The organism is Amycolatopsis sp. NPDC051128 (genome assembly GCF_040682715.1).
In the GTDB taxonomy this organism is placed as follows: Bacteria; Actinomycetota; Actinomycetes; order Mycobacteriales; family Pseudonocardiaceae; genus Amycolatopsis.
Window position 1 is genome coordinate 73,361 of the sequence record NZ_JBFBBN010000016.1, and the last position, 19,162, is coordinate 92,522.

The 19,162-nt window shown below is 70.7% G+C and carries 19 protein-coding genes; 16 read left to right on the forward strand and 3 right to left on the reverse strand.

What is annotated here, in order from left to right; genetic code table 11:
- Positions 1 to 112: 112 nt before the first annotated feature.
- The 6 genes from AB0M82_RS18815 to AB0M82_RS18840 are packed head-to-tail and all read left to right on the forward strand — an operon-like array spanning position 113 to position 5,636.
- On the forward strand, positions 113 to 1,093 hold the full coding sequence (locus AB0M82_RS18815) for an MCE family protein (protein WP_364723091.1): 981 nt from the start codon (positions 113 to 115) through the stop codon (positions 1,091 to 1,093).
- Positions 1,090 to 2,280, forward strand: a complete 1,191-nt coding sequence (locus AB0M82_RS18820) for an MCE family protein (RefSeq protein WP_364723093.1) — start codon at positions 1,090 to 1,092, stop codon at positions 2,278 to 2,280. Before AB0M82_RS18815 ends, AB0M82_RS18820 begins: the two co-directional genes overlap by 4 nt.
- The gene (locus AB0M82_RS18825) at positions 2,277 to 3,443 is read left to right on the forward strand and encodes an MCE family protein (RefSeq protein ID WP_364723095.1); all 1,167 of its coding nucleotides are present in this window, start codon (positions 2,277 to 2,279) and stop codon (positions 3,441 to 3,443) included. The genes AB0M82_RS18820 and AB0M82_RS18825 overlap by 4 nt, the downstream gene beginning before the upstream one ends.
- The gene (locus AB0M82_RS18830; RefSeq protein ID WP_364723097.1) at positions 3,440 to 4,672 is read left to right on the forward strand and encodes an MCE family protein; all 1,233 of its coding nucleotides are present in this window, start codon (positions 3,440 to 3,442) and stop codon (positions 4,670 to 4,672) included. Before AB0M82_RS18825 ends, AB0M82_RS18830 begins: the two co-directional genes overlap by 4 nt.
- Positions 4,669 to 5,157, forward strand: a complete 489-nt coding sequence (locus AB0M82_RS18835; protein ID WP_364723099.1) for a hypothetical protein — start codon at positions 4,669 to 4,671, stop codon at positions 5,155 to 5,157. The genes AB0M82_RS18830 and AB0M82_RS18835 overlap by 4 nt, the downstream gene beginning before the upstream one ends.
- Positions 5,154 to 5,636, forward strand: coding sequence for a hypothetical protein (locus AB0M82_RS18840; RefSeq protein WP_364723101.1), 483 nt, complete (start codon positions 5,154 to 5,156; stop codon positions 5,634 to 5,636). The genes AB0M82_RS18835 and AB0M82_RS18840 overlap by 4 nt, the downstream gene beginning before the upstream one ends.
- Here AB0M82_RS18840 and AB0M82_RS18845 read toward each other — a convergent pair.
- Positions 5,633 to 6,109 carry a hypothetical protein gene (locus AB0M82_RS18845; protein WP_364723103.1) on the reverse strand — a complete coding sequence of 159 codons (477 nt, stop codon included), beginning with the start codon at positions 6,107 to 6,109 and terminating at the stop codon, positions 5,633 to 5,635. The two genes, AB0M82_RS18840 and AB0M82_RS18845, sit on opposite strands and share 4 nt — an antisense overlap.
- 63 nt (positions 6,110 to 6,172) lie before the next feature.
- On the opposite strand from AB0M82_RS18845, the gene AB0M82_RS18850 reads away from it, so the two are divergent.
- The 3 genes from AB0M82_RS18850 (at position 6,173) to AB0M82_RS18860 (ending at position 9,696) form a co-directional block, all read left to right on the forward strand.
- Positions 6,173 to 7,420 carry an aminotransferase class I/II-fold pyridoxal phosphate-dependent enzyme gene (locus tag AB0M82_RS18850; protein ID WP_364723104.1) on the forward strand — a complete coding sequence of 416 codons (1,248 nt, stop codon included), beginning with the start codon at positions 6,173 to 6,175 and terminating at the stop codon, positions 7,418 to 7,420.
- Positions 7,421 to 7,536: 116 nt separating this feature from the next.
- The gene (locus AB0M82_RS18855; RefSeq protein ID WP_364723106.1) at positions 7,537 to 8,511 is read left to right on the forward strand and encodes a ferritin-like domain-containing protein; all 975 of its coding nucleotides are present in this window, start codon (positions 7,537 to 7,539) and stop codon (positions 8,509 to 8,511) included.
- A 78-nt stretch (positions 8,512 to 8,589) separates the two neighbouring features.
- Positions 8,590 to 9,696, forward strand: coding sequence for an FAD-dependent monooxygenase (locus AB0M82_RS18860; protein WP_364723108.1), 1,107 nt, complete (start codon positions 8,590 to 8,592; stop codon positions 9,694 to 9,696).
- Here AB0M82_RS18860 and AB0M82_RS18865 read toward each other — a convergent pair.
- On the reverse strand, positions 9,686 to 10,732 hold the full coding sequence (locus tag AB0M82_RS18865; protein ID WP_364723111.1) for a LacI family DNA-binding transcriptional regulator: 1,047 nt from the start codon (positions 10,730 to 10,732) through the stop codon (positions 9,686 to 9,688). The two genes, AB0M82_RS18860 and AB0M82_RS18865, sit on opposite strands and share 11 nt — an antisense overlap.
- A 248-nt stretch (positions 10,733 to 10,980) precedes the next feature.
- On the opposite strand from AB0M82_RS18865, the gene AB0M82_RS18870 reads away from it, so the two are divergent.
- Genes AB0M82_RS18870 through AB0M82_RS18885 form a run of 4 tightly spaced genes read left to right on the forward strand, consistent with a single transcriptional unit; the run spans position 10,981 to position 15,480 of the window.
- Complete coding sequence (locus AB0M82_RS18870; RefSeq protein WP_364723114.1) at positions 10,981 to 12,261, forward strand: extracellular solute-binding protein; 1,281 nt, start codon at positions 10,981 to 10,983, stop codon at positions 12,259 to 12,261.
- Positions 12,261 to 13,193 carry a sugar ABC transporter permease gene (locus AB0M82_RS18875; protein WP_364723117.1) on the forward strand — a complete coding sequence of 311 codons (933 nt, stop codon included), beginning with the start codon at positions 12,261 to 12,263 and terminating at the stop codon, positions 13,191 to 13,193. The genes AB0M82_RS18870 and AB0M82_RS18875 overlap by 1 nt, the downstream gene beginning before the upstream one ends.
- Before the next feature lie 9 nt (positions 13,194 to 13,202).
- Positions 13,203 to 14,087 carry a carbohydrate ABC transporter permease gene (locus AB0M82_RS18880; RefSeq protein ID WP_364723119.1) on the forward strand — a complete coding sequence of 295 codons (885 nt, stop codon included), beginning with the start codon at positions 13,203 to 13,205 and terminating at the stop codon, positions 14,085 to 14,087.
- Between the two features lie 16 nt (positions 14,088 to 14,103).
- The gene (locus tag AB0M82_RS18885; RefSeq protein WP_364723122.1) at positions 14,104 to 15,480 is read left to right on the forward strand and encodes a GH1 family beta-glucosidase; all 1,377 of its coding nucleotides are present in this window, start codon (positions 14,104 to 14,106) and stop codon (positions 15,478 to 15,480) included.
- A gap of 63 nt (positions 15,481 to 15,543) precedes the next feature.
- Here AB0M82_RS18885 and AB0M82_RS18890 read toward each other — a convergent pair whose 3' ends face one another.
- Entirely contained in the window at positions 15,544 to 17,340 is a 1,797-nt protein-coding gene (locus AB0M82_RS18890; protein WP_364723125.1) for a long-chain fatty acid--CoA ligase, read from the reverse strand.
- 127 nt (positions 17,341 to 17,467) lie between these two features.
- On the opposite strand from AB0M82_RS18890, the gene AB0M82_RS18895 reads away from it, so the two are divergent.
- Genes AB0M82_RS18895 through AB0M82_RS18905 form a run of 3 tightly spaced genes read left to right on the forward strand, consistent with a single transcriptional unit; the run spans position 17,468 to position 19,162 of the window.
- Positions 17,468 to 17,872 (forward strand): polyketide cyclase / dehydrase and lipid transport, encoded by a 405-nt coding sequence (locus AB0M82_RS18895; RefSeq protein ID WP_364723127.1) that lies wholly within the window; start codon positions 17,468 to 17,470, stop codon positions 17,870 to 17,872.
- A gap of 33 nt (positions 17,873 to 17,905) precedes the next feature.
- Positions 17,906 to 18,700: a metallophosphoesterase gene (locus tag AB0M82_RS18900; RefSeq protein ID WP_364723129.1), complete on the forward strand. Its 795-nt coding sequence runs from the start codon at positions 17,906 to 17,908 to the stop codon at positions 18,698 to 18,700.
- 27 nt (positions 18,701 to 18,727) lie between these two features.
- Positions 18,728 to 19,162 (forward strand): SRPBCC family protein, encoded by a 435-nt coding sequence (locus AB0M82_RS18905; protein WP_364723132.1) that lies wholly within the window; start codon positions 18,728 to 18,730, stop codon positions 19,160 to 19,162.

The window sequence follows — 19,162 nt, forward strand, 5'->3', positions numbered from 1 at the left end:
GTTGGGGGGTCCAGGGGGGCTTGCCCCCCGGCCGGGGTCTGGGGCTAGGCCCCAGAGGACATGGAAGCCGCTGAAGGATCGCAACCAGGCCGCGGTCGGCGCGGTCGCGCTCGTGCTGATCGTGCTCGTCACGGCCACGACGTACTTCTCCGACCAGCTCCCGTTCTTCGGCAACGGCACGACGTATTCGGCGTACTTCGGCGAGTCCGCCGGGCTGGCGGCGGACAACGAGGTCGAGGTCGCCGGCGTCAAGGTCGGCACGGTGTCGTCCGTGAAGCTGGCCGGCAAACAGGTGCTCGTTCGCTTTCGGGTCAAGGACGTCCGGGTCGGCGACGCGACCACGGCGTCGATCGAAATCAAGACGCTGCTGGGGGAGAAGTACCTGGCGCTCGATCCGAAGGGCGGCGGCGCGCAGGAACCGAACTCGACCATTCCGCAGGCCCGCACGCGCACGCCGTTCCAGCTGCAGGACGCCTTCGAACAGCTGTCGACGACGGTCGGCGACATCGACACGACTCAGCTGGCGGACAGCTTCAACGCCCTGTCCGACAGCCTCAAGGACAGCCCGCAGTACCTGAAGGACACGCTGACCGGGTTGTCGTCGCTGGCCAAAACCGTGTCCTCCCGCGACGCCGACCTGCACGCGCTGCTGGCCAACACCAGCCAGGTGTCCAAGACGCTGTCGGACCGCAACGCCCAGCTCCAGCGCGTGATCAGCGACGGCAACCTGCTGCTCACCGAACTGCAGAACCGCAGGGCCGCGATCCACGCGCTGCTCACCGGCACCCAGCAGCTGTCGCAGCAGCTGACCGGGCTCGTCGCGGACAACCGCGCCCAGCTGAAGCCGACGCTGGACAAGCTCGGGAAGGTGACCGACATCCTGCACCGCAACCAGGGGAACCTCGACAAGAGCCTGCGGCTGATGGCGCCGTTCGCCCGGGTCGGCGCGAACGCCACCGGCAACGGCCGCTGGTTCGAGGGCTACCTGTGCGGGCTGCTGCCGCCGACGATCACCGCGGCCGGGCTGACCATCAACCCCGAAGGCTGCACCCCGCCGATCGCGGCGCCGAACCAGGGGGTGGGCGGCCGATGACCATCCGGACCTACCGCGGGCGCACCCTGGTGACGTGGCTGGCGTTCGCCTGCGTCGCCGCCCTGGTCGTCGCCGCCGGGCTGTACCTGGTCTTCCGGGAATCCGCCGGCACCAAGCTTTCGGCGTACTTCGGCAAGACCGTCGGGCTGTACGCCGGTTCGTCGGTGCGGGTGCTCGGCGTGCCGGTCGGCGAGGTCACCGACGTCACGCCACAGGGTGACGCGGTCCGCGTGGACATGCGGGTCGACGTCTCGCTGCCGGCCGACGTCGGCGCGGTCGTCGTCGCGCCGAGTCTGGTCAGCGACCGGTACGTCCAGCTCACCCCGGCCTACGACAGCGGGCCGGTCCTGGCCACCGGCACGGTGCTGCCGCGCGAGCGCACGGCCACGCCGGTGGAGCTGGACGACCTCTACTCGAGCCTGGACAAGCTGTCCACGGCGCTCGGCCCGAACGGCGCCAACAAGAACGGCGCGCTGTCCGGTGTCCTGGACACCGCCGCGAAGACCCTGACGGGCAACGGCGCTTCGCTGAACTCGACGGTCGGGCGGCTCGCCGACCTCGCCAAGACCCTCGACGGCTCGAAGGACGACCTGTTCTCGACGGTGGAGAACCTCAACTCGTTCACCGGCACGCTGGCCCAGAGCGACCAGCAGCTCGACGAGTTCTACGGGCGCGTCGCCGACGTCAGCCGGTTCCTCGCCGCGGATTCGTCCGAAGTCGGGGCCGCGCTGCGGTCGCTCGGGGGCGCGCTCGGCGACGTCCAGCAGTTCGTCAACGACAACAAGGCCGCCCTGGAGTCCAATGTGGACAAGCTGGCGTCGCTGTCGAAGGTCCTGGTCGACCAGCGCGCCGCGCTCGCCGAGGTGCTCGACATCGCGCCGACCGGCGCGACCAACTTCATCAACTCCTACGACGCGGCGTCGGGCACGATCGCCGTCCGCGACAACCTCAACGAGCTCACCCACCCGCCGATCCTCACCGTGTGCCGGCTGATCAGCTCGTTCACCCCCAAGGAAGTCCCGGACGCGCTGGGCGACATCTGCAAGCAGCTCGCCCCGGTCCTGGACGGCGCGCTGAAGCTGCCGTCGATCTCGCAGGTGCTCAACTCCCTGCAGACCGGCCAGCTCCCGCCGTTGCCGCTCCCGCTCGTCGACGTGATGGAACAGCTTTCGGGCGGTGCCAAGTGAACCGGCGGCAGCGGATCGCCGGCGCGCTGGCCGGCGTGCTCGTGCTGGCGGGCTGCAGCGACGGCGGGTTCAACGGCCTCTACGGCACGCCGCTGCCGGGCGGCGCCGACGTCGGCGACCACCCGTACCGCGTCACCGCGCTGTTCACCGACGTGCTCGACCTGGTGCCGCAGTCGAGCGTCAAGGTCAACGACGTGGCGGTCGGGCGGGTCGACAAAATCACGCTGACGCCGGACACCCGCTCGGCGCTGGTGGCGATGACCGTCGACGGCGACATCGCGCTGCCCGCCAACGCCCGCGCCGAACTGAAGCAGTCCAGTCTCCTGGGCGAGAAGTTCGTCGAGCTGAGCGTGCCCACGGCCGAGCCGGCCACCGGGAAACTGGGCGACGGCGGGCAGATCCCGCTCGGGCGCACCAACCGCAACCCCGAGGTCGAGGAGGTGCTCGGCGCGCTTTCGCTGCTGCTCAACGGCGGCGGCGTCGAGCAGATCCAGAAGATCAGCCACGAGCTCAACGACGCACTGTCCGGCAACGAACCGGAGATCCGCGCCCTGCTGTCCCGGGTGGACGAACTGGCCACGCAGCTCGACGGGCACAAGACCGAGATCCTGCGCGCCATCGACGGGCTCGGCAAGCTGTCGAAGACACTGACCGGCCAGACGCAGAACCTGACGAACGCGCTCGACCACCTCGCGCCCGGCCTGAAGGTCGTCACCGACCAGCGCGACCAGCTCGTGAGCATGCTGAACGCGCTGAACACGCTGTCCGGCGTCGCGGTCGACACCGTGACCCGGAGCCGTGACCAGCTCGTCGCGAACCTCAAGGCACTGCAGCCGACGCTGACCAAGCTCGGCGAAGCCGGGCAGAACCTGCCCACCGCGCTGCGGATCCTGCTCACCTACCCGTTCCCCGACTACGCGGGCAACGTGATCAAGGGCGACTACGCGAACGTCGAGGCGAACGTCAACCTCGACCTGGACACGCTGATCCGGAACTTCACGAACTCCTCGCAGCCGCCGATCGCGCTGCCTCAGGGCATCGGCGGCGGCCAGCAGGCCCCCGTCGCACCGCCCCTGCCGCTGCCCGACCTCGGTTCGGTCCCGCAGGCCGCGGGACCGAACCTGCTGGGCGGCCTGCTCGGCCTGCTCGGGGGTGGCCGGTGACCAGCCGCAAGATCCGCGTCCAGCTCTTCGCGTTCGTCGTCATCGCGGTGGTTTCGGTCGTCTACGCCGGCGGCCGGTACGCCGGGCTGGACCGGCTCTTCGGCAACCGCGGCTACGTCGTCACCGCGCAGCTGACCGACTCCGGCGGCATCTTCGTCAACTCCGAGGTCGCCTACCGCGGCGTCACGGTCGGGCGGGTCACGGCGATGACGCTCACCGAGCACGGCGTCGACGTCGCCCTCGACATCGACGCCGGCGCGCCGGACATCCCGGCCGACGCGCACGCCCAGGTGGCGAACCGGTCCGCGGTGGGGGAGCAGTTCGTCGACCTCCTCCCGCGGCACGACGGCGGCCCGTTCCTGCGGGACGGGTCGGTGATCACCGTGGACAGGACGTCGCTGCCGCCGTCGCCGGACACCGTGCTCGCGCACCTCGACGACCTCGTCGCGAGCGTGCACCCCGATTCGCTCCGGACGGTGGTCGACGAGACGTACGACGCGTTCGCGGGCACCGGACCGGAGCTGCAGCAGCTGCTCGACAGCACGGGCTCGCTGACCGCGGTGGCCGCGCAGTACGTCCCGCAGACGCGGGGACTCCTGCAGAACTCGCGGATCGTGCTCGACACCCAGCAGCGGCAGGCCGCGAACATCACCGACTTCGCGAGCGGGCTCCGCACGATCGCCGGGCAGCTCAAGACGTCCGATCCGGACCTGCGCCGGGTGATCGCGCAGGCGCCGCAGCTGGGCAGGCAGATCAGCGACGTGCTGGCCGCGTCCGGCACCGACCTGGGCGTGCTGTTCGCCAACCTGCTCACCACGGCGCAGATCACCACGTCCCGCAAGGACTCGATCGAGGAACTGCTGGTGGCGTACCCGATCATCTCGGCGTTCTCGCCGTCGACGTCCCCGGACGGCACGGGCCACCTCGGCGTGGTCCTCAACTTCTTCGACCCGGCTTCGTGCACGAAGGGCTACGAAGGGACGAAAGAGCGTCCCGCGAACGACACCAGCGAAGCGCCGGTGAACCTGAACGCCTACTGCGCCGAGCCGCCGGGCAGCCAGACCGGGGTGCGCGGGGCGCAGAACGCGCCCTACGCGGGGAAGCCGCCGGCCATCCCGGCCGCGCCGAAGCAGCAGGCTTCGACGGCTCCGCCGCAGCTTCCGGGGATGCTGAGCCTGCTGACCGGTCCGTCGGCGGGTGGGCTCGGCCGGCTGCTGGGTGGGTCGTGAAGCTCCGGGCGCTGGTGGTGGCCGCGGTCCTCGCCGTGCTGGCGGCGGCGTTCTCCGGCTGGACCTGGTGGCGGGCTGCTTCCGATGATTCGGCGGCTCGTGGCCGGGAGCGCGACGCGGTGCTCGCCGCGGCCGGGCCGGCACTGGTCACGCTCAACACGATCGACTACCGCAGCGCGGGCGCCGACGTCGACCGATGGATCGCCGCGACGACGGGCCAGTACGGGACGGACCTTTCGGGCGACCGTCAGCTGCAGATCGACCGAGCCGGCACTGCCCGCACGGTTTCTTCCGCCTCGCTGGTCCAAGCGGCGGTGACGGAGATCGACGTCGACGCGGGGTCGGCGCGGCTGCTGGCGGTGCTGGACGTCCGGGTGAGCACGGCGGGCTCGGCCGCCGTCCCGCGGATGAACCGGCTCACGGTGGACCTCCAGCGGTCCGCGAACGGCTGGAAGGTCGCGGGCGTCCAGGCGGCGGGCTCATGACCCGGGTGCTGGCGGCGGTGGTGGCGCTGGCACTGGGCTGCGCGGTGTGGTTCGGCATCGAGACGGCCTCGCTCTCGCCCGGCGACAACGCGGCCTTGGTCGACGCCACCGCGACCGCGTCGGTCTCGGCCGAGGTGAGTGACGCGGTGAAGGCGGTGTTCTCGTACGACTACGCGAACCTGGCCCGCACCGAGCGGGCGGCCTCGGAGGTCCTGACCGGCGACGCGGTCCGCCAGTACCAGGCCCAGTTCGCGTCGGCCCGCACTCGCGCGGTAGCGGAAAAGCTGGTCCGCACGACGACGGTCCGCGCGATCGGCGTCCGCACCCTGCGCGGCGACGACGCCGACCTGCTGCTGTTCCTGGACCAGCAGACGGTGGCCCAGGGCGGGGGAGCACCGTCGTCGTCGGTGACCCAGCTGGCGGTGACGGCCAAGCGGGTGGACGGCCGCTGGAAGCTGGCCACCCTGACGGCCCTTTAGCCGTCCCAGACCGCGGCGCCCTGGCGGAGCACTTCGACCCCCGAAGGCGACGGAACCGGCCACAGCTCCACCACGTACCGGTAGTGCTCCCCGAACTCGTGCTCGTTCCACGTGGTCGACGGTGGTCCGGCGGGCACGTACGAAACCCGCGCCCGGTACCGCCCGGGCAGCACCGCGAAGAACTTTTCCTGCGACGGATAGTCCGCGGGCCCGGAAATCACGAGTCTTCCGCTCGGCACCGGAAGATCCGCTTCCACCACGTGCTCGGCCGAAGCCACCACCGCGGGAGGTCCGGGCAGCAACGTCACCGACGACTCGACCAGGTCCGACCGCGCCGTGGCGATCGCGATACCGCCGGCCTCCGCCCCGATCCGGTGCTCCACCGCGTCGCCGGCCCAGCCGCTGCCGTCCAGCCGGGCCCCGGAATCGCGGACCGAGAACTGGCGCTGGTCGGCGTGGACGACGAGATGCACACGAACCACCCTAGCCAGGACCCGCCCCGAAATGGTATCGACGCCGGGGTTAGCGTTGACGCCATGACCACTGCTTCCGTCGACGTCGACACGGCCCGCAGCGACTATGCGGCCCTCGTCGACCGCGGCCTCTCCCTCGACATCACCCGTGGCAAGCCGTCCCCGCAGCAGCTCGACCTCTCGAACGCGCTGCTGGGCCTCCCCGGCGACGGCTCCTTCAAGGCCGAGGACGGCACCGACGTCCGCAACTACGGCGGCCTCAAGGGCCTGCCGGAGCTGCGCCGCGTCTTCGCCGGCGCGCTGCAGGTACCCGTCGAACAGCTGCTCGCCGCGGGCAACTCCAGCCTCGAGCTGATGCACGACGCCGTCGTCCAGGCCCTGCTGAGCAAGCTCCCCGGCGCCGAGCGCCGCTGGGCCGACGAGCCGCGCGTCGCGTTCCTCGCCCCCGTCCCGGGCTACGACCGTCACTTCGCGCTGACGGAGCGGTTCGGCATCGAACTGATCCCGGTCCCGATGACCGCCGAGGGCCCGGACATGGCCGTCGTCGAGCGGCTGGTCGCCGAGGACGCGGGCATCAAGGGCATCTGGTGCGTGCCGAAGTACAGCAACCCCACCGGTGTCACGTTCAGTGACGACGTCGTCAAGCGGCTCGCCACCATGACCACCGCGGCGCCCGACTTCCGGATCTTCTGGGACAACGCGTACGCCGTGCACCACCTGACCGACGCCGAGCCGGAACTGGCCGACATCCTCGCGCTGGCCACCGAGGCCGGGAACGCCGACCGCGTGTTCGTGTTCGGCTCGACCTCGAAGATCACCCTCGCCGGCGCCGGCGTCGGGTTCTTCGGCGCGTCCGAGGCCAACATCGCCTGGTGGACGGGGAACATCGGCAAGCGCACCATCGGCCCGGACAAGGTCAACCAGCTGCGCCACGCCCTCTTCCTCAAGGACGAGGACGGCGTCCGCGCGCACATGCGCAAGCACGCCGAGATCATCGGGCCGAAGTTCGAGGCCGTCGACCGCATCCTCACCGAAGAGCTCGGTGACTCCGGCCTGGTGTCCTGGACCAAGCCGACCGGCGGCTACTTCGTGACGCTGACCGTGCCGGAGGGCACCGCCAAGGAGGTCGTGCGGCTGGCGAAGGAGGCCGGTGTCGCGCTGACCCCCGCCGGCGCGACCCACCCGCACGGCGACGACCCGGCCGACGCTGTCATCCGCATCGCGCCGACCTTCCCGAAGCTCGCCGAGGTCGAAGAGGCCGTCCGCGCGCTGGCCGTCTGCGTCCGGCTTGCCGCCGCCCAACGCGGCTGACCTGCGAAAACAGAAACAGCAAGAACTTTTTCCCGTTTTGACCGAGCCGGGGGCCGTTCAGGTACGTATGACCGGTGGGTGAGGTGGACGAACTTGTCACGAGAGGACGTCCCCCGGTGTTCGGAAAACGCTACACACGGCAGCTGATCGAGCGCAGCGCGGAGAACGCGACCGACCGCCGCCGCTTCCTCAAGGCTGCGGGAGCGGCGGGGCTCGGCGTCGCGGGCGCCGGCGCGCTCGGCACGGCTCTGTCGCTGGGCCTCGGCTCGGCAGGAGCCACATCGCAGTACGGAGCGCAGGGAGGTGACGCGGCGAAGGAGGCGGCGAGCGACGCCGCCGTGCTGAACTTCGCGCTCAACCTGGAGTACCTGGAGGCGAACCTGTACTCGTTCGCCGTCTACGGGTACGGGCTGAACGAGAAGTACGTCAACGGCGTCGGCAACCTCGGCAAGGTCTCCGGTGGGCACGCGGTCAAGTTCAAGAGCGAGCACACCAAGCAGATCGTCCAGGAGATCGCCGGCGACGAGGTCGCACACGTCAACTTCCTGCGCAAGGCGCTGGACAAGGCGGCCGTCGCGCAGCCGGAGATCGACTTCCAGAACAGCTTCACCGCGGCCATGCAGGCCGCCGGGGTGATCAAGGAAGGCCAGACGTTCGACCCGTTCGCGAGCGAGAACAACTTCCTGCTCGCCGCGTACCTGTTCGAGGACGTCGGCGTGTCGGCCTACAAGGGCGCGGCGCCGCTGGTGAACAACAAGACGTTCCTCGACGCGGCGGCCGGCATCCTCGCGGTGGAGGCCTACCACGCGGGCATCGTGCGTTCACAGCTGTTCGAACGCGGCCTCGGCGACATCACGAACAAGATCTCCGACGCCCGCGACAGCCTCGACGGCAAGGCCGACGACGACGAAGGCGTGCTGAAGGACGGCAAGGCGAACCTCGTCCCCACGGACGCCAACGGCATCGCGTTCGGGCGTTCGGCCGACCGCGTGCTCAACATCGCCTACCTGAACCCGGACAAGGCGACCTCGGGCGGGTTCTACCCGCGTGGCCTGAACGGCGACATCGCCACCAGTGGCGCCAAGGAGTGAAGTTCGCGTGCCGCCGTCGCGGTAGTGTCGGGGGCGGCGGCACGCGGAGTTCACAGCGGGGTTCTTGGGGGGCGCGGGGTGCGGGTACTGGTCGCGGGTGGCGGGATTTCGGGCACGGTCACGGCGATGGCGCTGAAGCTCGCCGGGCACGAGGCGAGAGTCTTCGAAGCCCACCCCGCCGGCGGGGACGACATCGGTGCGTTCCTCACGATCATGCACAACGGCATGGACGCCCTGCGCGCGATCGGGGCCGACCGGCCCGTGATCGACGCGTCCTTCGCGGCCTGCGGGGTCGAGCTCGTCGCGCCCACGGGGGAGACCGTGGGGCGGCGGGAGTTCGACACCGAGGGCCTCGACGGACCACGCACCCTCACCCGCGCGACGCTCTACCGCGTCCTGCAGGACGAGGCCGTGCGCCGGGGCGTCCCGCTCGAGCGCGGCAAACGGCTCACCGGCGCGGAGGCCGGCCCGGACGGGATCACGGCCGGGTTCGCCGACGGCACCACCGCGACCGGTGACGTCCTCGTCGGCGCCGACGGCCTGCGCTCGGTCGTCCGCCGGCTGATCGACCCGGACGCGGACGCACCGCGCTACACCGGGCTGACCGTCGTCTACGGCTACACGCGCGCTCCCGGGTTGCCGTCGGCGCCCGGGATCTACCGGATGATCAGCGGGCGCCGGGCGTTCTTCGGCTTCACCACCGACCCGGAGGGCGCCACCTTCTGGTTCGCCCGCATCCCGGACACCGAGCGGCCCCGCGAGGAGATCGCCGCGGTCACCCCGGCCGGCTGGCGCGAGTTCGCGCACGCCGCGTTCGACGGAGATCCGTTGCCCTGCGCCGAAATCGTCGCCGCCACCGGCGACGAGGTGTTCGGCGGTCACGCCTACGACGTGCCGGAAACCCGCGTCTGGTCGACCCCCCACCTGGTCCTGACCGGCGACGCCGCCCACGCGGCGTCCCCGGCCGCGGGGCAGGGCGCGTCGATGGCTTTGGAGGACAGCGTGGTGCTCGCGCAGTGCCTGCGCGATCTCCCGGACCCGGCGTCGGCTTTCGCGGCGTACGAACGACTTCGCCGTCAGCGTGTCGAGAAGCTGGTGGCGGCGAGCGCCGGTCAGGACGTCGGCGCGGAGCGCGGCTGGCTCTACTCCCACCACATCGATTGGGACGCGAAGATCACCGCTTAGCGCCGCCGCACGAGTCGCGCACGATCAGGTGGGTCGGCAGCAGGACCGGTTCCGGCGCCGCCGCGTGCTCGATCATGCCCAGCAGCGCCCCGGCCGCCGCCGTGCCGAATCCCGGCTTGTCCTGCGCGACCGTCGTGAGCGAGGGGTCGACCAGGGCCGCCACCTCGATGTCGTCGAAGCCGACGACGGCCAGGTCGGCCGGCACCCGCAGCCCGGCCGCGCGGGCGGCGAGCAGGGCGCCGATCGCCATTTCGTCGCTGGCGGCGAACACCGCCGTCGGCGGGTCCTTGCGGGCGAGCAGCCGCCGCATCCCGACGAACCCGCTTTCGCGGTAGAAGTCGCCGGCCACCACGTAGTCGTCGCGCACCGGCAGCCCCGCGGCGGCCAGGCCGCGCAGGTAGCCCTCGGTGCGGGCGGCGGCGGGCGCGTTGCCGCGCGGGCCGGTGAGCGTGGCGATCCGCTCGTGCCCGAGCGCGGCGAGGTGCCGGACGGCTTCGGCCGCGCCCGCGGCGTTGTCCGAGGTCACGTACGTGGCTTTCGCCCCCGAAACGGCGACGTCGAGCGCGACGCACGGCAGCCCGGACTGCGCGAACGCGCCGAACGCTTCGGCGTCCGATCCGCTGTCGATCAGCACCAGCCCCGCCAGGTGGTGACGGCGGGTCATGCCGACGTAGGCGATCGGGTCGGCCAGCGACACGCCGGGAGTGCGGTCGCGGGCGTCGTCGCTCGTGGCGAGCAGGAGCAGGTGGTAACCGTGCGAGCTCAACGCGGACTTGAGGCCCAGCAACAGATCCTGGAGGAACGGGTGCCGCCAGCCGGGGCGGCGGTGGTCGGTGTCCCAGACCAGCCCGATCATCGCCGACTGCCGGCGGGACAGCGCCCGGGCCGACTCGTTCGGCGAGAAGTCGAGCTCGCGGGCCACGCGCTCGACGCGTTCGCGGGTCGGCGCGCTGACCGTGGCAGGGCGGTTGAACACCCGCGAAACGGTGGCGACGGAGACCCCGCAGAGCTGGGCGACCTCGCGGGCGGTGACCATGCTGACCTCCTGTCGCTGCGTTCGGGGGTTCCGGGTTGCGGAGCCCCCGGCCCGAGGCGAAGCCTCGGATGACGCTGTAACCGGTTACATCTTTAGCACACGGTCTGATGCTGCGAAAACAGTGAATCGCGTTACCGCTTCGTTACTTGACGGATCAGGGGTGGGAGCGCTCTCATGGAGGCCACGTTTCCCGCCCGGCCGGTCCCGGCCGTGGTGCTTCCGTGCGCTCGAAGAACATCGGAGATCTCATGCGCCCGAAAACGAGAAACCGCCGGATCCGCCTGCTCGCCGGGGCGTGCGCCGCCCTGGCCGCGGTCACCGCGTTGAGCGCCTGCGGTGACGGCGGCGCCGGTGGCGGCAAGGTCAAGCTCAGCCTCGGCCTGTTCGGCAACTTCGGGTACGCCGACCTGATCAAGGAGTACCAGGCGGCGCACCCGGGCATCGAGATCACCGAGCGGACCGCGGCCTACTCCGACCATCACAAGAACCTCGCCGCGCACCTGGCCACCGGCGGCGGCGCCGCGGACATCGAGGCGATCGACACCGGCTACGTCGCGCAGTTCAAGGCGACGCCGGACAAGTTCATCGACCTGAACACCGTCGGCGGCGACAAGCTCAAGGACCGCTGGCTGGGCTGGAAGTGGGCGGCGTCGCTGGGCAAGGGCGGGCAGCAGATCGGCTACGGCACCGACGTCGGCGGCCTGGCCATCTGCTACCGCCGCGACATGTTCAAGACCGCCGGGCTGCCCGAGGACCGGGACGCCGTCTCCGCGCTCTGGCCGACCTGGCAGGCGTTCTTCGAGGCGGGCAAGCGCTTCCAGGCCCAGGCGCCCAACGGCGTCAAGTTCATGGACGGCGGCCCGACCGTGCTCAACGCGATCGTCGGCCAGGCGCCGGTCGGGTACTACGACCAGAACGACCAGATCGTCGTGGGCAGCAACCCGGCGCTGCGGACCGGGTGGGACCAGGTCGTCGACGGCGTCAAGGCGAACCTCTCCGCCGGCCTGCTCTACAGCACGCCGACCTGGAACACCGGCTTCACCCAGGGCCAGTTCGCCACCGTCACCTGCCCGGCCTGGATGATGACCAAGATCAAGGACCAGGCGCCGGACACCGCGGGCAAGTGGGACGTCGCGTCCGTGCCCGGTGGCGGCGGCAACTGGGGCGGCTCGTACCTCACGATCCCCAAGCAGGGCAAGCACACCAAGGAAGCCGCCGAGCTCGCCGCGTGGCTGACCGCGCCCGAGCAGCAGGCGAAGGTCTTCACCAGCAAGGGCCTGCTGCCTTCGACGCCGTCGCTCTACGACGACCCGAAGATCACCGGCTACACCAACCCGTTCTTCTCGGGCGCTCCGGTGGGCAAGATCTTCACCGACGCGGCGAAGAAGCTGAACCCGCAGTACCAGGGCCCGAAGGCCGGAGACGTCCAGACGGAGTTCGGCAACGCGATGCAGCGCGTCGAGCAGGGCAAGCAGGACGGCGCGGCGGCGTGGCAGCAGCTGGTCGGTGACGTCGCGAAGCTGAAGTGATGGCTTCGGTCAAGACGCTGAGCTTCGCCGACAAGCGGCACAACTGGGACGTCAAGCTCTCGCCGTTCGGCTTCATCAGCCCGTACTTCCTGATCTTCGGCGTCTTCGGGTTGTTCCCGCTGCTCTACACGGCTTTCGTGTCGCTGCAGAAGCGCAACCTGCTCGACGCCGAAGGCGCGACGTTCATCGGGTTCGGCAACTACGAGCAGCTGCTGTTCCACGACCCGTACTTCTGGAACGCGATGGGGAACACGGTCAGCCTGTGGCTGCTGACCACGATTCCGCAGATCCTGTTCGCGCTCGGCATCGCGCACCTGCTCAACCGCAGGCTGCGCGGGCGGACACTGTTCCGGATGGGGATGATCCTGCCGAACATCACCTCGGTGGCGGCGGTGACGATCATCTTCGCGCAGCTGTTCGGCCGGGATTTCGGGCTGGTCAACTGGGGACTGAGCTGGTTCGGCGCCGGGCAGATCGACTGGCAGGCCGGCACGGCCAGCTCGCACACCGCCATCGCGGCGATGGTGGTGTGGCGCTGGACCGGCTACCACGCGCTGATCTTCCTCGCGTCGATGCAGGCGATCCCGTCGAGCATGTACGAGGCCGCCACCCTCGACGGCGCCCGGAACTGGCAGCAGTTCTGGCGGATCACCGTGCCGCTGCTGCGGCCGCAGATCATCTTCTCGACGGTGATCGCGACGACCGGGAACATGCGGCTGCTCGCCGAGCCGCTGCTGTTCAACCCCGGCACCGCGGCCGCGACCGGCGGGTCGGACCGGCAGTTCCAGACCGCCGCGCTCTACCTCTACGAGCAGGGCTTCACCAAGTACGACTTCGGCTACAGCTCGGCGATCGCGCTGATCCTGGCCGTGGCCACGATGCTCGTCGCGGGCCTGTCGTACCTGGTGACCCGGCGCATCCAAACGGACTGAGGAGCGGACATGACCACAGTGCTGACTCCGGCGGCGCCCGCGCCGCCCGTGGCGCCCGGGCGGGCCCGCCGGCTCGTGCGCCGCGTCGCGAGCCCGTGGACCTACGCCGCGCTGATCGCGATCCTGGCCGGCTCGGCGTTCCCGGTGTACTGGTCCTTCGTCGTCTCGTCGCAGACGACGGAGGCGGTCGGCAGCGTGCCGCCGGTCCTGGTGCCCGGCGGGCACCTGTTCGAGAACATCGCCCGCGTCTTCGACGAGACGGACTTCGCGCTCGCACTGGGGAATTCGCTGATCGTCGCCGGGACCATCACCGTTTCGGTGGTGCTGTTCTCGACGCTGGCCGGGTTCGCCTTCGCCAAGCTCCGCTTCCGCGGGCGCACCGCGCTGCTGCTCGTGGTGGTCGCCACCCAGGCGATCCCCACCGAGCTGGGCGTCGTGCCGCTCTACATGATGATGGCCGACTTCGGGTGGGCCGGGCAGCTGCAGGCGGTGATCGTGCCCGGGCTGGTCACCGCGTTCGGCGTGTTCTTCATGCGCCAGTACTTCGAGCGGGCACTGCCGCTGGAGCTGCTGGAAGCCGGGCGGATGGACGGCTGCGGTTCGCTGCGCCTGTTCTGGCACGTGGCGCTGCCCGCCGCCCGCCCGGCCGCGGCGGTGCTCGGGCTGTTCACCTTCATGCAGGCGTGGAACGACTTCTTCTGGCCGCTGGTGGTGCTGGTGCCGGAGAACCCGACCGTCCAAACCGCACTGTCCACCCTGGCCAGTGGCTACACCACCGACTACACCCTCGTGCTCACCGCCGCGACCATCGGCACCGTCCCCGTCCTCGTCGTGTTCCTGCTGTTCGGCCGCCAGATCGTCGGTGGCATCATGCAGGGCGCGCTCAAGGGCTGATCCTCCCGGAGTGAACGTGACCACCAGCTTCCCGCCCGGCTTCCGCTGGGGCGTGGCCACCTCGGCGTTCCAGATCGAGGGCGCCACCCGATCCGACGGTCGCGGACCGTCCATTTGGGACACCTTCGCGGCGGTGCCGGGCGCGGTGGCCGGCGGCGACACCGGGGAACCGGCGGCGGACCACTACCACCGCTGGCCCCGCGACCTCACCCTGCTCGCCGGGCTCGGCGTCGATTCCTACCGCTTCTCGGTGTCGTGGCCGCGGATCCAGCCGTCCGGCCGCGGCGCCGTCTCGCCGAAGGGGCTCGGCTTCTACCGGCAGCTCGTGGAAGGCCTGCGGGAGCGGGAGATCGAGCCGTTCCTGACGCTGTACCACTGGGACCTGCCGCAGGCTCTCGAAGACGAAGGGGGCTGGCGGTCGCGCGACACGGCCCTGCGGTTCGCCGAGTACGCCGCGCTGGTGCACGAGGAGCTCGGCGACGTCGTCGACCACTGGACGACGCTGAACGAGCCGTACCCGTGCGCGGTCGCGGGCTACGGCGAAGGCCGGCACGCCCCGGGGGCGCGGGAGGGGCACGGCGCCCTCGCCGCCGCCCACCACCTGCTGCTCGGCCACGGCCTGGCGGTGCGGGCCATGCGTTCACAGGCTCCCTCGCACCACCGGTTCGGGATCGTGCTCAACCAGTCGCCGGTCGTGCCGGTGTCGGATTCGGCCGCGGACTCCGCCGCGGCGGCCCGGCAGGACACGCTGCTGCGCCGCCAGTTCACCGACCCGCTGTTCGGCGGCCGGTACGCGCCGGGCCTGACGGCGATGTTCGACGGCGTCTCGGACTTCTCGTTCCGGGCCGACGGCGACCTGGAGACGATCGGCGCGCCCCTCGACTACCTGGGCGTGAACTACTACTACCGGCTGCACGTCGCCGACGCCCCGCACCGGGAGCCGGACCCGGCCCGGCGCACGGCGGCCGACATCGGGGTGGACACCACGCGGTTGCCGGACGTGCCGCGGACGGGCATGGGCTGGCCGGTCGAGCCCGAAGGCCTCACCGAAGCCCTGGCCGGCCTGCACAACCGCTACGCCGGCTTACCGCCGATGTACGTCACCGAGAACGGCTGCGTGTACCCGGACGTCCTCGACGACCAGGGCATGTTCGCCGACGAACAGCGCGTCGAGTTCCTGCGCTCGCACATCGACGCGGCCCGGGCGGCCGTCGCGGCGGGCGTCGACCTGCGCGGGTACTTCTGCTGGTCGCTGCTGGACAACTTCGAGTGGGCCCACGGGTACAAGCACCGGTTCGGGCTGGTGCACGTGGACTACACGACCCAGCGCCGCACCCCGCGGGCCAGCTACCACTGGTACCGCGACCACATCGCCGCCCAGCGCACCCCGTAACGCCGTGAATGTCGCATTGAGGGACTTGAAGTCTCTCAATGCGACATTCACGGACTTTGGGGCTTACTTCTTGTAGAGGCCTTCGATCGCGTCGGCGTAGTTCTTCGAGACCACGTTGCGCTTCAGCTTCAGGCTCGGCGTGATCTCGCCGCCCTGCTCGGTGAAGTCGTTGGCCAGGACCGAGAACTTCTTGATCGCCTCGGCCTTCGACACCTGCTTGTTCGCCTCGTCGACCGCGGCCTGGATCTCCGCGACCAGGTCCGGGTCCGTCGCCAGGTCCGCGACCGTGGCCGCGGCGGGCTTGCCGTGCTGGGACTTCCACGAGGGGAAGTACTCCTCGTCCACCGTGACGAGCGCCGCGATGAACGGCCGCTGGTCGCCGACCACCATGGCCTGGCTCACCAGCGGGGACGCCTTGATGGTGTCCTCGAGGCCGGACGGGGCGACGTTCTTGCCGCCCGCCGTCACGATGATCTCCTTCTTGCGGCCGGTGATCTTGAGGAAGCCGTCGGCGTCGAGCTCGCCGAGGTCGCCGGTGTGGAACCAGCCGTCGCTGAGCGATTCCGCCGTCGCCTGCGGGTTGTTGTAGTAGGCCCGGAACACGACGTCGCCCTTGAGCATGACCTCGCCGTCGTCGGCGATGCGGACCGACGTGCCGTTGACCGGCTTGCCGACGGTGCCGACGCGGAACGCGGTCTGCGTGTTGACGTTCGCCGCGGCGGACGTCTCGGTCAGGCCGTAGCCCTCGAACACCGGCACGCCGATGCCGCGGAAGAAGTGCGCCAGCCGCGCGCCGAGCGGGGCGCCGCCGGAGACCGCGGCCACGCAGCGGCCGCCGAGGGCCGCGCGCAGCTTGCCGTAGACGAGCTTGTCGAACGCCACGTGCTTCAGCTTCAGCCCGAGCCCGGCGCCACCCTTGTCCTGCGCCTCGCTGTAGGCGACCGCGACGGCTTCGGCGGCGTCGAAGATCTTGCCCTTGCCGTCGCCGTGGGCCTTCTGCTTCGCCGAGTTGTAGACCTTCTCGAACACGCGCGGCACCGCGACGACGAACGTCGGCCGGAACGTGCCGAGGTCGGCGACCAGGTTCTTGATGTCCGGGGTGTGCCCGAGGGTGACGCGGGCGGTCAGCGCCGTGATGGCGATCGCGCGGGCCAGGACGTGCGCCAGCGGCAGGAAGCACAGCAGCGAGTTGCCCTGCTCCATCAGCTGCGGGAACGCCTCGATGTCGGCGCGGATCTCGGCCAGCAGGTTGCGGTGGGTCAGCTCGACGCCCTTGGGACGGCCGGTGGTGCCCGAGGTGTAGACGATCGTGGCCAGCTCGCCGGCGGTCACCTCGCGGCGCCGCTCGTGCAGCTCGTCGTCGGACAGCTCCGCGCCGAGGGCGGCCAGCGTCTCGACGGCAGGGGTGTCACCCTCGATCTGCCACGTGTGGTTCAGCTCGGTGAGCCGGTCGCGGATCTCCTCGACCGTGCCGGCGTGGCCCGACGTCTCGACGAACACGGCCTTGGCGGCCGAGTCGGAGAGAATCCAGTGCACCTGCTCGGCGGAGGAGGTGTCGTAGATCGGGACGGTCACCGCTCCGGCGGCCCAGATCGCGAAGTCGATCAAGGTCCACTCGTAACGGGTCTTCGACATGATCGCGACGCGGTCGCCGCGGCCGATCCCGGCCTTGGCCATGCCCTTGGCCACGGCCAGCACCTCGCCGGCGAACTCCTTGGCGGTCACGTCCAGCCAGGTGCCCTCGACCTGGCGCCGGAAGCTGACCACGTCGGAGAACCGCTCCGCGTTCGCCCAGACGACATCGGCCATGTTTTCGTCGTCGGCCACCGGCTTGCCGGCGGGAGCGCTGTATTCGCGCACGTGGACCTCCGTGTTCAACGCGTGCGGTGGGCGACACCGCTGTTACCCGCCAGTCAACTTAGCGTGGTGTGCACCTTAAGACCATGCTGATCGCTCGTGCACGGCGAGGGCGTGACATTCTTCGCACGTGAACGCGCCACCCTCACTCGACATCGTCGACGAGACGTTCCTCGCCGTTCCGCCGGCCACCGTGGCCGCGGTCTTCGCCGAACCCGCGTCCTGGCGGCGCTACTGGCCTGACCTGGTCCTCGAGGTCTACACCGACCGCGGCGACAAGGGCCTGCGCTGGACCGTGCGGGGCGCGCTCGTCGGTACGATGGAGGTCTGGCTCGAGCCGGTGCTCGACGGCACCCTGCTGCACTACTTCCTGCGGGCGACGCCCGCCGACGCGGCCGGGACGCCCCGTGCGCTGGCGCCGCGTGACCTGCGCCGGGAGTTCGACCGGCGGGCCCGCGCGGCGAAGGGGATCGCACTCGGGCTCAAGGAGATCCTGGAGGACGGGCGCGAGCCCGGCGTTCCTCCGCGTGGCTGAGGGCAGTGACGTCGAAAGCTAGGGGGACTCGGGGTGCGGGTACACGTCGTCTCGGACGTGCACGGCAACGCGGACGCGTTGAAACGGGCGGGCGACGGGGCCGACGCCCTGGTCGTGCTGGGTGACCTGCTGGACTTCGTCGACTACCGGGAGCACGACAAGGGCATCATGGGCGCCCTGTTCGGCGGCGAGAAGGTCGGCGAGTTCGCGCGGCTGCGCCGCGAGGGCACCCGTGACGAAACCGTTGCCTACTCGCGAACGCTCTGGGCGACTCTCGACGACCCGGCCACGGCCGTCGACGAGGCCATCCGCACCCAGTACGCGGCGCTGTTCGCGGCGATGACCGCGCCCACCTACGCCACCCCCGGCAACGTCGACACGCCGGCGATGTGGCCCGAGTTCGCCGGCGAGGGCATCCGGGTCCTGGACGGCGAGGTGACCGAGATCGGCGGCCTGCGGTTCGGGTTCGTCGGCGGCGCGCTGCTGCCCGACGGCGTCGTGCCGCGGCGCCGGAAGGGCGCCGCCTGGCGGCCCTACCTGCGGGATCGCGAGGACTACGAGCGCGGGGTGGCCGCGCTCAGCGACGTCGACGTGCTGTGCACGCACGCCCCGCCCGCGCTGCCGGAGCTGACCTACGACGTCGTGGCCCGGCGCAGTGAGCTCGGCTCGGTGGCGCTGCTGGAGCTGATCCGCGCCCAGCGGCCGCGCTGGGCGGTGTTCGGGCACGTGCACCAGCCCCTCGCCGCCCGCGCCCGGGTCGGCCTGACCGAGTGCCGTAACGTGGGTCACTTCAAGGAGACCGGGCAGCCCTACGTGCTGCGGTGGTGACCAAGCGCTGCGGCTACGCTTCGACCCATGGCCGAGCAGTCCACACAGTCCATCGAGGTCGACGCCGAGCCCAGCCGGGTGATGGCCGTGATCGCCGACTTCCCCGCGTACCCGGAATGGGCCAAGGCCGTCCGGCAGACCGAGGTCCTCGACACCGACTCCGGCGGGCGCGCCAAGCAGGTCAAGCTCACCCTTGACGCGGGTCCGATCAAGGACGTCTACACCCTGGAGTACGACTGGGACGACGACGGCCTGGGCGTCAGCTGGCACCTGGTCAAGGGACAGATGCAGAAGGCGCAGAACGGCCGGTACGCGCTGGAGGACCTCGGCGGCCGCACGCGCGTGACGTACACGCTGTCGGTCGAGCTGGCGCTGCCGATGATCGGCCTGCTGCGCCGCAAGGCCGAGAAGATGGTCATGGACACCGCGTTGAAGGAGCTCAAGAAGCGAGCTGAGGGATAG